Genomic DNA, 13455 nt, shown 5'->3' with positions numbered 1-13455 from the left:
AGATCCCTCAGAGACGATGAGGTAGATAGGTTCGAGGTATAAGCATGGTGACATGTGCAGCTGACGAATACTAATCGATCGAGGACTTAACTAAATTAAAAAGCTTGAGTGACCGTTAGGGAACGAAAGCTAGATTGACCCGATATGATCTTGTCTATGTTCTTATCTAGTTTTGAAGGTACAACCCTTCATATGACTTTGTTTAGTGACAATCGCGAAGAGGTCACACCTGTTCCCATGCCGAACACAGCAGTTAAGCTCTTCAGCGCCGATGGTAGTTGGGTTTACCCCTGCAAGAGTAGGACGTCGCTAAGCAAAAAGTGAACCACTCATTCATTAGAATGAGTGGTTTTTTCGTAATGTACATATTGTATAAACGTTTCAAATAGAGAGGATGGGGTATGTTAATTAAGTGGGATTAACATATACGATTCAACAAAAGTATGCTATAGTTTATAATTAAGACCAAGTAATAATTAGACAGAAATAAAAGGAGAATTTAAATGAAGAAAATTGCCTGGATTACAGATAGTACATGTGGTTTATCACAAGAATTTATCGACGAGCATAACATACATGTTTTACCAATGATTGTAAATATAAATAATATATCTTATCGAGAGGATATCGATATTTCAAAAGCAGAGGTATATGAGTTATTAAAATCTTATGGTGAGGGTGCCAAAACTAGTCAACCTCCTTATGGGGAGTTTGTTCAGTTATATGAAAAGCTAAAAGAAGAATATGATGTAGGAATTGCTTTGCATGCTTCAAGTGCATTAACAGGAACATATCAAAGTTCAATTAGCGCATCAGAAATGCATGAATTCCCTGTAGAAGTAATTGATTCTAAGATTGGTTCATATGCTTTAGGGAAAATGATTAAAAATGGGATTGAATTAGAAAAGCAAGGTAAAAGTTATGAAGAGATTGTCTCAACATTAAAAACGTATCCCGATCAAACAGAAATGTTTTTACTTCCTCAAAGTTTAGAACAATTAAAGAGAAGTGGTCGTGTTAGCACAACACAAACTGTTTTTGCTAATTTGTTAAATATCAACCTTGTTTTGAAATTTGAAGATGGAAAAGTTGTTGTTGATGAAAAAATTAGAAGTAAAAAGAAAGCTGTTCGTCATCTGTTTCAAAAGATTGAGGATGCCTATAAAAAAGGTGAGATAAAAGAATTAGGTATCATGCACGCCGGAGCAATAGAGCAAGCACATAAATGGAAAGAAGAACTAAGTCAAGCCTATGATAATCTTAAAGTTATTGTTGAACCACTTGTACCGGTTGCTGGAGTTCACACTGGTTATGGTACATTGTCAGTGTCATGGATAAAAGAATAGCGAAGCCAAATAAATAGATCTCCTACTAGGTGATCTATTTATTTAATTGCAGTTTCATGTTGTAACGTAAGGTCGTTAGAGGAGGGAATCATATGAATGCGATTTTTGATGCTGATTTTTTTATTATAAGTACCAGGTTGATACTCACTCTTATTTTGTCTGGTGCCATAGGTTATGAACGCGAAGTGAATAAGCATGCGGCGGGCTTTAGGACGCATATATTAGTTGGTGTAGGTGCTTGTTTAATGATGGTTATGTCATTGTATGGCTTTAATGATTATGTGGAGGCCAATTCAGAATTTATTCGTTTTGATGTTGCACGTATACCGTCGTATGTGATTAGTGGCATTGGTTTTTTAGGGGCAGGTACTATTATTGTAAATGGTATGACAGTAAGAGGTTTAACGACAGCAGCTTCAATTTGGACAGTAGCCGGTTTGGGATTGGTCATTGGAATCGGTATGTATAGCATCGCTATCTTAACAACTTTTATTATATTATTGAGTCTTGTTTTTCTTAACAACTTTGAAAAGGTCATTGCCAAAAAACATCATCGTGTACAGTTAGAGATCGTGATGAATGACTTAACAGAAATCGATGAAATTTTTGAAAAGTACAATGATTATAATCTCGTCGTTAAAAATATAAATATACAAAATGAACATGGTGAAAATGCTGTTGTAACGACAGACTTAGAAATTGGTAAAAATACAAGCACAAATAAAGTCTACTACGCTTTATTGCAAATTGATCACGTTAAGCAAGTTAAGGAATTATGAAATGTTATTAGTTGCATCTATCCTCTTCAAAGTATAAAATAAATTTAAAGTCAAATATAGTCAAAGTCAATGAGGAGGAGGGCTATGCGTCATAACATCTCAGATGTCATTGAAGCGCATTTAAAACAAATTATTGAACAGAACAATCGAAATATAATTGAAATTAAACGCAGTGAATTAGCTGCACGATTTAGCTGTGTCCCGTCTCAGATTAACTATGTGATCAATACACGCTTTACTGAGGAGAGAGGCTACCTTGTAGAAAGTAAACGAGGTGGTGGGGGTTACATTCGTATTCAGCGACTTGTACATTCTGATAAGACGGATTTATTAACTGAGTTAATAGAAGCTATTGGGCGAGAGGTATCCCAGCAGGTGGCAACTGCTATCATTGAACGCTTAGTTGAGGATCGTTTTTTAACGGTTCGTGAGGCGAAATTAATGATAAGTGTGCTTGATCGAGAAGTATTGGCTTTTCAGTTACCAACTCGAGATGAATTAAGAGCGAGATTGCTGAAATCTATGCTGGTTACTCTGAAATACCACTAATGAGTAAATGGAGGGATCGATTTGGAGTGTTCAATCTGCAATATGCGTCCAGCAACCTTACATTTGACGAATTATTTGAATGGTCATAAATCAGAGGTTCATGTATGTCATGAGTGCGCATTGGAACATGGTTATATAGAAAAGCATGATGAGCCTTATACGATTCATGATTTATTGAGCGGTTTATTTCACCATGAATATGGTGCACATAGCCAACCGACACAACCCTCACACACACCTCATGCCGAGTCATGCCCAAACTGCCAGATGACTTATCAACAGTTTGTAAATACGGGTAAATTTGGCTGTGCTTACTGTTATGACACTTTTAGTCAACATTTGAATCCGATTTTGAGACGGGTACATAGTGGAAATGTTGAACATGTCGGTAAAGTACCAGAAAGACAACATGTTCACCTGCAGAAAAAGCGAGTGATTCAATCGTATCGGGAGCAACTCAATCAGTTAATTCAAGATGAAGAATTTGAAGAAGCTGCTCGTGTTCGTGATAAGATTAAAGCACTTGAAAATGGGGAAGACCATAGAGAGGATGAAAGGGGCGCTGATGAATGAGTTTACAATCTTTCATTAACCGAGCGATTAGTCCATGGATGCAAGAAGAAGGCCCTGAGCATGATATTGTCTTAAGTACACGCATTCGTCTTGCCAGAAACTTTGCAGATGTCCCATTTCCTCTTATGGCAAGAGAAGATCAACTTGAACACGTTCGTGATCGATTAAAGCATGAATTTGAAGGGAAAACTTTTCTAGATAATGAGTCACTCGAATATTTTAATATGCGTGATTTATCGTCTAATGAAAGTCAAGTACTGACAGAAAAGCATTTAATTAGTCCGTTTTTAGTTGAACGGTCAAAAGAAAGTGCTGTACTTTTATCTCAAAATGAGCGTGTATCACTCATGATCAATGAAGAGGATCATATTCGAATGCAATTGTATTTTCCAGGTTTACAACTTGAATCAGGCTTGGAAAAGGCATTTAAATTTGATGACTGGCTAGAAGAAACAATTGATTTTGCTTTTGATGAACATAGAGGGTACTTGACCAGTTGTCCAACTAATGTCGGTACGGGCCTGAGAGCATCTGTTATGTTACATTTACCTGCGCTAACTCTGACACAAAAGATAGGCAAAATGATGCCAGCCATTAATCAGTTAGGCTTTGTCGTGAGAGGGACTTATGGTGAAGGAACAGAGGCATTAGGTAATATTTATCAATTGTCAAACCAAGTAACATTAGGAAGGTCAGAAGAGGATATTATTCAAGATCTAAATAGTGTTGTAACAAAATTAATTGAACGGGAACGTTATGCACGAAATCTACTCGTTGAACAATCAGAGTATCGTTTAGAAGATCGTATTTTCCGTTCATACGGTATTTTAAAACATAGCCGAATTATGGAGTCAAAAGAAGCAGCAAAATGCTTATCTGATTTGCGTTTAGGAATTGATGTTGGGTTTATTAACCATTTATCAACATCTATATTAAATGAATTAATGGTGTTAACACAGCCTGCTTTTCTGCAACAATACGCAAAGCAACCATTAAGTGCAGAAAAGCGTGATGTAAAGCGCGCCTCGATTATTCGTGAGCGTTTAAATTTAGAAGAGGCGTAAAGGAGGACATAACGATGATGTTTGGTAGATTTACAGAAAGAGCCCAAAAAGTACTCGCACTCTCGCAAGAGGAAGCGGTCAGGTTGGGACATCACAATATTGGAACAGAGCACATATTGTTAGGTTTAATCAGTGAAGGAGAAGGCATTGCGGCCAAAGCATTGCATGCCTTAGGTCTAGAATCCGATCATATCCAAGAAGAAGTTGAAGCGTTAATCGGTGTTGGAAAAGAAAAACAACAACAAATTCACTATACCCCGCGTGCGAAGAAAGTAATTGAGTTGTCGATGGATGAAGCACGTAAATTAGGCCACACATACGTGGGAACAGAGCATATTTTGCTCGGTTTAATTCGTGAAGGAGAAGGCGTAGCAGCACGTGTATTATCTAATTTAGAAGTCAGCTTAAATCGTGCAAGACAACAAGTTCTTCAGTTATTAGGCTCGAGTGAGTCAACACGTAAAGGTCAAAATCGTCAAAATCAAACAGATCCAGCTACGACGCCGACATTAGATTCGTTAGCGCGTGATTTAACCGTTATAGCAAAAGAAGGTAATATCGACCCTGTAATCGGTCGAAGTGAAGAAATTGCACGTGTGATTCAAGTGTTAAGTAGACGTACGAAAAACAACCCTGTTTTAATTGGTGAACCAGGTGTTGGTAAAACAGCTGTTGCTGAAGGGTTAGCTCAACAAATCGTCAATAATGAAGTGCCAGAAACACTACGTGATAAACGAGTCATGACGCTTGATATGGGAACGGTTGTTGCTGGAACGAAATACCGTGGTGAATTTGAAGATCGTTTAAAGAAAGTGATGGAAGAAATCAGGCAAGCAGGCAATGTGATTTTATTTATTGATGAATTGCACACCTTAATTGGTGCCGGTGGAGCTGAGGGCGCGATTGATGCATCGAATATATTGAAACCATCATTAGCTAGAGGTGAGCTCCAATGTATTGGTGCGACGACGATGGATGAATATCGTAAATACATTGAAAAAGATGCTGCTCTTGAGCGTCGTTTCCAGCCCATTCAAGTTGATGAACCGACTATTGAAGAATCGATTCAAATCTTAAAAGGCTTGCGTGATCGATATGAAGCGCATCACCGTGTGACGATCACAGATGAAGCGATTGAAGCAGCTGTTCAATTTTCAAATCGTTATATTACAGATCGTTTCTTACCGGATAAAGCGATTGATTTAATTGATGAAGCAGGATCTAAAGTCCGTTTAAGATCATACACAGCACCACCAAACTTAAAAGAGCTTGAACAAGATTTAGAAGAGGTCCGAAAAGAAAAAGATGCAGCTGTTCAATCACAAGAATTTGAAACAGCAGCATCCTTAAGAGATAAAGAACAGAAGCTAAGAAAACAATTAGAAAAAACAAAAGAACAATGGAAAGAAAAACAAGGTCAAGAAGATTCTGAAGTTGTGATTGATGATATTGCATCTGTCGTATCCATTTGGACGGGTGTTCCCGTTGCGTCATTAACGAAGGATGAAACGACAAGGTTATTAGATCTAGAAAAGACATTGCATAATCGCGTGATCGGACAAGAGGAAGCGGTCGATTCTGTATCGAAAGCCATTCGTCGAGCTAGAGCCGGACTTAAAGATCCGAAACGCCCAATTGGTTCATTTATTTTCCTTGGACCTACAGGTGTTGGTAAAACAGAACTTGCTAGAGCATTAGCTGAGTCTATGTTTGGTGATGAAGAGGCTATGATTCGTGTTGATATGTCTGAGTATATGGAAAAACATACAACCTCTCGATTGGTTGGTTCACCTCCAGGTTACGTTGGACACGAAGAGGGTGGCCAGCTAACAGAAAAAGTGCGTCGTAAGCCGTACTCTGTTGTGTTGCTTGATGAGATTGAAAAAGCACACCCTGAAGTCTTCAATATCTTGTTACAAGTATTAGAAGATGGTCGCCTAACCGACTCTAAAGGCCGTCTCGTTGATTTTCGTAACACGGTCTTAATTATGACATCAAATGTCGGTGCAACTGAACTGAAGCAAAATAAATACGTTGGGTTTTCTTTAGAAGATGAACAAGCGGATTATAAGAATATGAAATCTAAAGTAACTGAAGAATTAAAGCGTGCATTTAGACCGGAATTTCTAAACCGTATCGATGAGACGATTGTGTTCCACTCACTTGAGAAAAAACATATGAAAGATATCGTTAAACTCATGCTAGATCAGTTACAAAAACGCCTTAATGATCAAGGTTTAGATTTCACCTTATCCGATAAAGCAGTCGAAAAAATTGCAGATGAAGGCTTTGACCCTGAATATGGTGCAAGACCTCTTCGTCGCTCGATCCAAAAAAATATTGAAGATTTACTCTCAGAAGCATTGCTTAGAGAAGATATCAATAAAGGTGATAAAGTACGAATTGGCTTAAATAGTAAAGGGAAGTTCATCATTTTGGACTAATCTGATAAAATAAGGAAGCAGGAGCAGTCATTCTTCTGCTTTCTTTTTTTTATTAATAAAACACATGTGTGTTCATTCCTGTTAGAATAAGATTACATCATTTTTACATAAACAATTAATCGATATGTAACCTAATCACTTAATGGATAAGGTATAATGAAAGTGAGGTATATACATTTGGCCAAGTCAAAAACACAATTTGTATGTCAAGAGTGTGGGTATGAAACCCCCAAATGGATGGGAAAGTGTCCAAGCTGTCATCAGTGGAATACATTAGTTGAAGAAGCGGTTGTTAAGTCAAATACAAAACATACAGGGATCGGACAAGGCGTTAAACAATCACCTGAGAAGATTACGGCAATTGAAACAAAAGAAGAACCACGTATGAAGACTGATATGCCTGAATTTAATCGTGTATTGGGCGGTGGGATTGTACCAGGTTCGCTTGTATTAATCGGTGGAGATCCAGGGATTGGAAAATCGACCTTGCTTTTGCAAATTTCAAATCAATTAGCAAATAAGCATGCAAATGTCCTTTATATTTCTGGGGAAGAATCAACCCGTCAAACAAAATTAAGAGCCGATCGTTTAGGCGTGACATCAAATCAGCTCTATGTTCTGTCTGAAACCAATTTACAGTTGATTTCATCACAAATTGATCAACTAAAGCCTGAATTTATCGTGATTGACTCGATTCAAACGATTTATAAAGATGAAGTCACAAGTGCACCAGGCAGTGTATCTCAAGTTAGAGAATGTACGAGTGCCTTGATGAACATTGCTAAAATGAAACATATTCCGATTTTTATCGTGGGTCATGTTACAAAAGAAGGTGCGATTGCTGGACCTAGAATGTTAGAACATATGGTAGATGCGGTTCTTTATTTTGAAGGGGAAAGGCATCACTCGTTTCGTATATTAAGAGGCGTGAAAAACCGTTTTGGAAGTACAAATGAGATGGGTATTTTTGAAATGAAAGAAGAAGGGTTAAAAGAAGTAATGAATCCTTCAGAGATCTTTTTAGAGGAACGATCTCAAGGTGTAGCGGGTTCAACAGTGGTTGCCTCCATGGAAGGAACACGCCCTGTTCTTGTTGAGATTCAATCATTAATTTCACCAACGAGCTTTAACCAAGCACGGCGAATGGCAACCGGGATCGATCATAATCGCGTGCCACTTCTTATGGCCGTTCTAGAAAAAAGAGTCGGCCTTATGATGCAAAATCAAGATGCCTATGTTAAAGTAGCGGGTGGTGTAAAGCTGGATGAACCCGCGATTGATTTAGCCGTTAGTATTAGTATTGCTTCGAGCTTTAAGGACAAAGCTTGTAGACCTAATGATGTGTTAATTGGAGAAGTTGGCTTAACTGGTGAAATTAGACGTGTATCTCGAATTGAACAACGCGTTCAAGAAGCGGCTAAGTTAGGTTTTAAGCGAGCGATTATTCCGGCACGAAACACGGATGATATTAGTGATTCAATTGACATTAAAGTGATCGGCGTTCAGTCGATTCAAGAGGCATTAAATGTGACATTTAAAGATGAATAACAGACCGTTACGGTTAAGGATAAGTGATTTAGGTAAGACTAAGTGTTAGGAGGTGAACGTGGTGCTAAAAAGAATAGTGCAATTATTTATCATTATTGCTGGAGGTACTACAGGTTTTTTATATTTTCCGTCGTTAGTAAGGGTGTTAGGTTTTACAAGACATACATGGCTGGATAATCCATATATTGCCCCGTATGTTGGGTTGTTTTTAGGTGCTATTATTTTATATCTATTATCTTTCTGGTTAGTTGATTACATTGTTCAGTTTATTCAGTTTTTTGAGAATCTGTTATTAGGAGCTCCACTTGCGGATCTGTTCTTTGGAAGTGTTGGGTTAATTTTAGGACTTGTGATTGCTTATATCATTAACCAACCGATACAGGATATTCAAATTATTATTGTCTCGCAAATCATTCCCTTATTCACAATGGGCTTATTAGGTTATTTAGGTTTCCAAGTGGGCTTTAAACGCCGTGATGAATTTGCGAATATTTTAACACTTGCGAGAAAAGATAAAGAACAATCAGAAGCTAGTGAGGAAGAAGCATCTAAAGTAGCACCGAAAGCGAAGCTATTAGATACAAGTGTCATTATTGACGGTCGGATTGCTGATATTTGTCAGACGCATTTCTTAGAAGGTACGATTATCATTCCACACTTTGTACTAGAGGAATTGCAACATATCGCAGATTCATCAGATGCATTAAAACGAAACCGTGGGCGTCGAGGGTTAGATGTGTTAAATCGACTGCAAAAAGAGATTCCGGTTGATGTCGAAATGTATGATGGTGATTTTGAAGACATTCAAGAAGTCGATAGTAAGTTAGTGAAACTAGCGAAAGTATCAGATGGTATTGTGGTGACGAATGACTTTAATTTAAATAAAGTGTGCGAATTCCAAAATGTCCCAGTCCTCAACATTAATGATTTGGCTAATGCTGTTAAGCCGGTTGTTTTACCAGGTGAACAGTTAGTTGTTCAAGTGATTAAAGATGGGAAAGAGCAAAATCAAGGTGTCGCTTATTTAGATGATGGAACGATGATCGTTGTTGAAGAAGGACGTCATCATATTGGTGAATCGATTGAAGTGATCATTACGAGTGTCTTACAAACTTCTGCAGGACGAATGATCTTCGCAAAACCAAAAGCACTTGAAAAAGCTCAATAAAAAGGGTATAACTAGAAGGGTGCATAAAAAAGTGATGACTTATCGTTATCACTTTTTTACACGTTTTTTAGTGAATCATAAAAACGAAAGCAATTCATTCAAAATAATGATAAAATGAGAAGTAGAATAAAGAGGGACGATTGAAAGGGGAAGACAAACAATGACAGAAAAAGTACGTGTGCGTTACGCACCAAGTCCAACAGGCCACTTGCATATTGGAAATGCAAGAACGGCATTATTTAATTATTTATATGCTAGACATTTAAATGGTCAATTTATTATTCGTACGGAAGATACTGACCAAAAGCGAAATGTTGAAGGTGGCGAAGAAAGCCAACTAAACTATTTAAAGTGGTTAGGACTTGAGTGGGATGAAGGTGCTGATATTGGCGGGGAGTACGGACCGTATCGCCAAATGGAACGCCTTGATATTTATCAAAAATATGTGAACGAATTATTAGAACGTGGTCTTGCTTATAAATGTTACATGACAGAAGAAGAACTTGAACAAGAGCGCGAACAGCAGCGTGCAAATCACCAAGTACCTAAGTACTCAGGTGCTCACCGAAACCTAACAGATGAACAGATCGCTCAGTTTGAGTCAGAAGGCCGCGAAGCAAGTATTAGATTCCGCGTGCCGGACAATACAACGTATACATTTAATGATATTGTTCGTGGTGATATTACATTTGAATCAAGTGATTTTGGTGATTGGGTTATCGTGAAGAAGAACGGTATTCCAACGTATAATTTCGCCGTTGTCATTGATGATTATTTAATGGCGATCTCACACGTCCTACGTGGTGAAGAGCATATATCCAATACGCCAAAACAAATGATGGTTTATGACGCATTTGGTTGGACAGCGCCTAAGTATGGTCATATGACACTTATTTTAAATGAAGAACGAAAGAAATTAAGTAAACGTGATCAACATATCTTACAATTTATCGAACAGTACAAAAACTTAGGTTATCTACCTGAAGCATTGTTTAATTTTATTACGTTGCTCGGTTGGTCACCTGTTGGTGAAGAAGAGATCTTCACACAAGAAAAGTTGATTGAGATCTTTGATCCATCTCGTTTATCAACGTCAGCTGCTGTGTTTGACCCGCAGAAATTAAAATGGATGAACAACCAATATATTAAAGCTCTTTCAGAAGAAGAGGTTGTGGAGTTGGCATTACCTCATTTAGTTGAGGTAGGCAAATTGCCATCTGATATGAAAGAAGAAACAAGAGAATGGGCAACAAAGCTCATTTTACTTTACAAAGATCAGTTAAGTTATGGTGCAGAAATTGTTGAATTAACAGAACTGTTTTTCCAAACAGAGATTACTTACAGCGACGATGCTAAAGATGTCCTTGCTGGTGAACAAGTACCGGAAGTCATTGAGAACTTCAAAAAACAATTAGAAGCACTCGATACCTTTGAGCCAGCGGAAATTAAAGCGGCGATCAAAGCTGTTCAAAAAGAAACAAAGCATAAAGGTAAACAATTGTTCATGCCTATTCGTGTTGCAACAACGGCTCAAACACATGGTCCGGAATTACCGAATGCGATTCATATTTTAGGTAAATCGGTTGTTATTTCGCGTTTAGATGCTTTATTAGCGTCATTCTAATCACTTAAATTAAACACGATGCATAAAGATATTGAAAACGATGAAAAGGAAAGAGATGAAGTTCATCTTACACAGAGAGAATCACCATTGGCTGCGAGTGATTTTAAGTGACTTCATCTTATGCCCCTTTGAGTCTTTTGCGGAATTAATAGTATGCAAAAGCGGTCACTCCCGTTATCGAGTGTTAAAGTCGAGATCACAGTCGTGATCTAAACAGGGTGGGACCGCGCAAGGAGCGTCTCTGTGTTCATACACAGGGGCGCTTTTTTTAAGGTATTATTTTTTTAGAAATGAGTGGAGGTGGATAAGAGTGTCATGGTTTAAAACAATGAAGGCAGATGTTGAGGTCATTTTTGATCAAGACCCTGCTGCACGTTCTTATATAGAAGTTATTTTGACATATTCAGGATTGCATGCTGTCTGGGCACACCGGATTGCTCATCTATTTTATCGTAAGAAATTCTTCTTTATTGCTCGAGTCATTTCACAATTGAGTCGGTTTTTCACAGGGATTGAAATACACCCGGGTGCTCAAATCGGTCATCGGTTCTTTATTGATCATGGAATGGGTGTCGTGATTGGTGAAACATGTGAGATTGGGGATAATGTGACGATCTTTCAAGGTGTGACGTTGGGTGGAACGGGTAAAGAAAAAGGAAAACGTCATCCCACCATTAAGGATTACGCTTTAGTTGCAACAGGTGCTAAAGTGTTGGGCTCGATAACGGTTGGCGAAGCTTCCAAAGTAGGTGCAGGTTCTGTTGTGTTAGAAGATGTGCCCGATTATTCAACAGTTGTCGGTATTCCAGGTCATATTGTGATTCAAAATGGTAAAAAGGTTAAAAAAGATTTTGATCATAATCAACTCCCTGACCCTGTCGATGACGCCATTGAGCAGTTACAGTCTGAAATTAGAGAGTTAAAAGAAGAGTTAGATAAGGTGAAAGGAGAAAGAAAAGATGACCATAAAACTTTATAATACATTAACGCGTCAAAAAGAAACGTTTCAACCTATTGACCGTCATCATGTGAAAATGTATGTCTGCGGACCAACTGTTTATAATTATATTCATATAGGTAATGCCAGACCTGCCATTGTTTTTGACACCGTTCGTCGCTATTTAGAGTATCGCGGTTATACAGTAACGTATTTACTGAATTTCACAGATGTTGATGATAAATTAATTAATGCATCGAAAGATCAAGGCGAAGATGTGCTGGACTTAGCGGATCGGTTTATTGAAGCGTATAAACAAGATGTAAAAAAACTTGGTGTTAAAGAAGCGACCCTGCACCCGCGTGTTAGTGAGTCGATGCCAGATATAATTAAATTCATAGAAGGACTAATAGATAAAGGCTTTGCTTATGAGTCAAGTGGTGATGTTTATTTTAGAACCCGTCGTTTTGAAAACTACGGACAATTATCACACCAATCGATTGATGATTTAAAATCGGGTGCTAGAATTGAAGTAGGTGAACGCAAAGAAGACCCGCTTGATTTTGCATTATGGAAAGAAGCGAAAGAGGATGAGATTGCTTGGGATTCACCGTGGGGTAAGGGAAGACCAGGATGGCATATTGAGTGCTCAGCTATGGTTAAAAAACATTTAGGTGAAACGATTGATATTCATGCTGGCGGACAGGATTTAGCATTTCCGCACCATGAGAATGAGATCGCACAAAGTGAAGCATGCACGAGTCAAACCTTTGCAAATTATTGGATGCACAACGGCTATATCACCGTTAATGATGAAAAAATGTCCAAATCAACTGGGAACTTTATATTAGCTAATGAGTTGTTAGAGGCGTATTCACCAGCCCTAATCCGTTTTTATATGTTATCAGTCCATTATAGAAGCCCGATTAATTTTAGTGAAGAATTATTAGCCCAAGCTCAAAACGGCCTTGACCGTATTCAAAATGCTTATTTAAATTTGAAGCATAGAAAAAATCAGACTGAGAATAGCGATTCACCGGATGACTGGACTGAGCAAGTTGCCCGCTATAAACAATCACTAATCGAAGCAATGGACGATGATTTCAACACGGCAAATGCGATCAGTGTTTTATTTGATTTATCAAAAGAAGTCAATGTTTATTTAGATCGCCAAGAGGTGAGTCAGGAGAGCTTAGATAAATTCATCCAGTTATTTGATGAAGCGTTCTCTATTTTAGGCATTGAGTTAGATGAAAAAGATGAGCCTCTTCTTGATGTTGATGTTGAGCAACTGATTCATGATCGTAATGCAGCAAGAAAAAATAAAGACTTCAATCGCGCAGATGAGATCCGTGATGAGTTGAAGGCGCAAGGTATTATTTTAGAAGACACCGCACAAGGCACGCGTTGGAAAAGAGGGTAG

General features: G+C 38.1%; 11 protein-coding genes, 2 rRNA genes and 1 other annotated feature. All 13 genes read left to right on the top strand.

Annotated elements, in window-relative coordinates; genetic code table 11:
• A 23S ribosomal RNA gene (locus tag BLR62_RS10980) occupies nt 1–94 on the top strand; the annotation flags it as partial.
• 107 nt (nt 95–201) lie between these two features.
• Nucleotides 202–315: ribosomal RNA gene (gene rrf / locus BLR62_RS10975) — 5S ribosomal RNA — on the top strand.
• Nucleotides 316–503: 188 nt separating this feature from the next.
• Nucleotides 504–1346 (top strand): DegV family protein, encoded by an 843-nt coding sequence (locus BLR62_RS10970; protein ID WP_090796882.1) that lies wholly within the window; start codon nt 504–506, stop codon nt 1344–1346.
• Between the two features lie 92 nt (nt 1347–1438).
• Nucleotides 1439–2125, top strand: a complete 687-nt coding sequence (locus BLR62_RS10965; protein ID WP_090796880.1) for an MgtC/SapB family protein — start codon at nt 1439–1441, stop codon at nt 2123–2125.
• An 84-nt stretch (nt 2126–2209) separates the two neighbouring features.
• Nucleotides 2210–2674, top strand: a complete 465-nt coding sequence (locus BLR62_RS10960; RefSeq protein ID WP_090796878.1) for a CtsR family transcriptional regulator — start codon at nt 2210–2212, stop codon at nt 2672–2674.
• 21 nt (nt 2675–2695) lie between these two features.
• The gene (gene mcsA / locus BLR62_RS10955; RefSeq protein WP_090796875.1) at nt 2696–3247 is read left to right on the top strand and encodes a protein-arginine kinase activator protein McsA; all 552 of its coding nucleotides are present in this window, start codon (nt 2696–2698) and stop codon (nt 3245–3247) included.
• Entirely contained in the window at nt 3244–4311 is a 1068-nt protein-coding gene (gene mcsB, locus BLR62_RS10950; protein ID WP_090796873.1) for a protein-arginine kinase McsB, read from the top strand. Before mcsA ends, mcsB begins: the two co-directional genes overlap by 4 nt.
• Before the next feature lie 14 nt (nt 4312–4325).
• Nucleotides 4326–6755: an ATP-dependent protease ATP-binding subunit ClpC gene (gene clpC, locus BLR62_RS10945; protein ID WP_090796871.1), complete on the top strand. Its 2430-nt coding sequence runs from the start codon at nt 4326–4328 to the stop codon at nt 6753–6755.
• 177 nt (nt 6756–6932) lie between these two features.
• Nucleotides 6933–8303: a DNA repair protein RadA gene (gene radA, locus BLR62_RS10940; protein ID WP_090796869.1), complete on the top strand. Its 1371-nt coding sequence runs from the start codon at nt 6933–6935 to the stop codon at nt 8301–8303.
• A gap of 61 nt (nt 8304–8364) precedes the next feature.
• Nucleotides 8365–9471 carry a PIN/TRAM domain-containing protein gene (locus BLR62_RS10935; RefSeq protein WP_090796867.1) on the top strand — a complete coding sequence of 369 codons (1107 nt, stop codon included), beginning with the start codon at nt 8365–8367 and terminating at the stop codon, nt 9469–9471.
• Nucleotides 9472–9631: 160 nt separating this feature from the next.
• Nucleotides 9632–11095 (top strand): glutamate--tRNA ligase, encoded by a 1464-nt coding sequence (gltX, locus tag BLR62_RS10930; protein WP_090796865.1) that lies wholly within the window; start codon nt 9632–9634, stop codon nt 11093–11095.
• 31 nt (nt 11096–11126) lie between these two features.
• Nucleotides 11127–11341: a binding site (T-box leader), on the top strand.
• Nucleotides 11342–11423: 82 nt separating this feature from the next.
• Nucleotides 11424–12074 carry a serine O-acetyltransferase gene (cysE, locus tag BLR62_RS10925; protein WP_090796894.1) on the top strand — a complete coding sequence of 217 codons (651 nt, stop codon included), beginning with the start codon at nt 11424–11426 and terminating at the stop codon, nt 12072–12074.
• Complete coding sequence (gene cysS / locus BLR62_RS10920; RefSeq protein WP_090796862.1) at nt 12055–13455, top strand: cysteine--tRNA ligase; 1401 nt, start codon at nt 12055–12057, stop codon at nt 13453–13455. Before cysE ends, cysS begins: the two co-directional genes overlap by 20 nt.

This window comes from Pelagirhabdus alkalitolerans, from assembly GCF_900096905.1.
Classification (GTDB): Bacteria; Bacillota; Bacilli; order Bacillales; family Amphibacillaceae; genus Pelagirhabdus; species Pelagirhabdus alkalitolerans.
This window is presented reverse-complemented; position numbering and strand designations above follow the sequence as displayed.

Coding starts and splice junctions, on each gene's coding strand:
- BLR62_RS10970 (WP_090796882.1), top strand. CDS start 504: ATGAAGAAAATTGCCTGGATTACAGATAGTACATGTGGTTTATCACAA.
- BLR62_RS10965 (WP_090796880.1), top strand. CDS start 1,439: ATGAATGCGATTTTTGATGCTGATTTTTTTATTATAAGTACCAGGTTG.
- BLR62_RS10960 (WP_090796878.1), top strand. CDS start 2,210: ATGCGTCATAACATCTCAGATGTCATTGAAGCGCATTTAAAACAAATT.
- mcsB (WP_090796873.1), top strand. CDS start 3,244: ATGAGTTTACAATCTTTCATTAACCGAGCGATTAGTCCATGGATGCAA.
- clpC (WP_090796871.1), top strand. CDS start 4,326: ATGATGTTTGGTAGATTTACAGAAAGAGCCCAAAAAGTACTCGCACTC.
- gltX (WP_090796865.1), top strand. CDS start 9,632: ATGACAGAAAAAGTACGTGTGCGTTACGCACCAAGTCCAACAGGCCAC.
- cysE (WP_090796894.1), top strand. CDS start 11,424: ATGAAGGCAGATGTTGAGGTCATTTTTGATCAAGACCCTGCTGCACGT.
- cysS (WP_090796862.1), top strand. CDS start 12,055: ATGACCATAAAACTTTATAATACATTAACGCGTCAAAAAGAAACGTTT.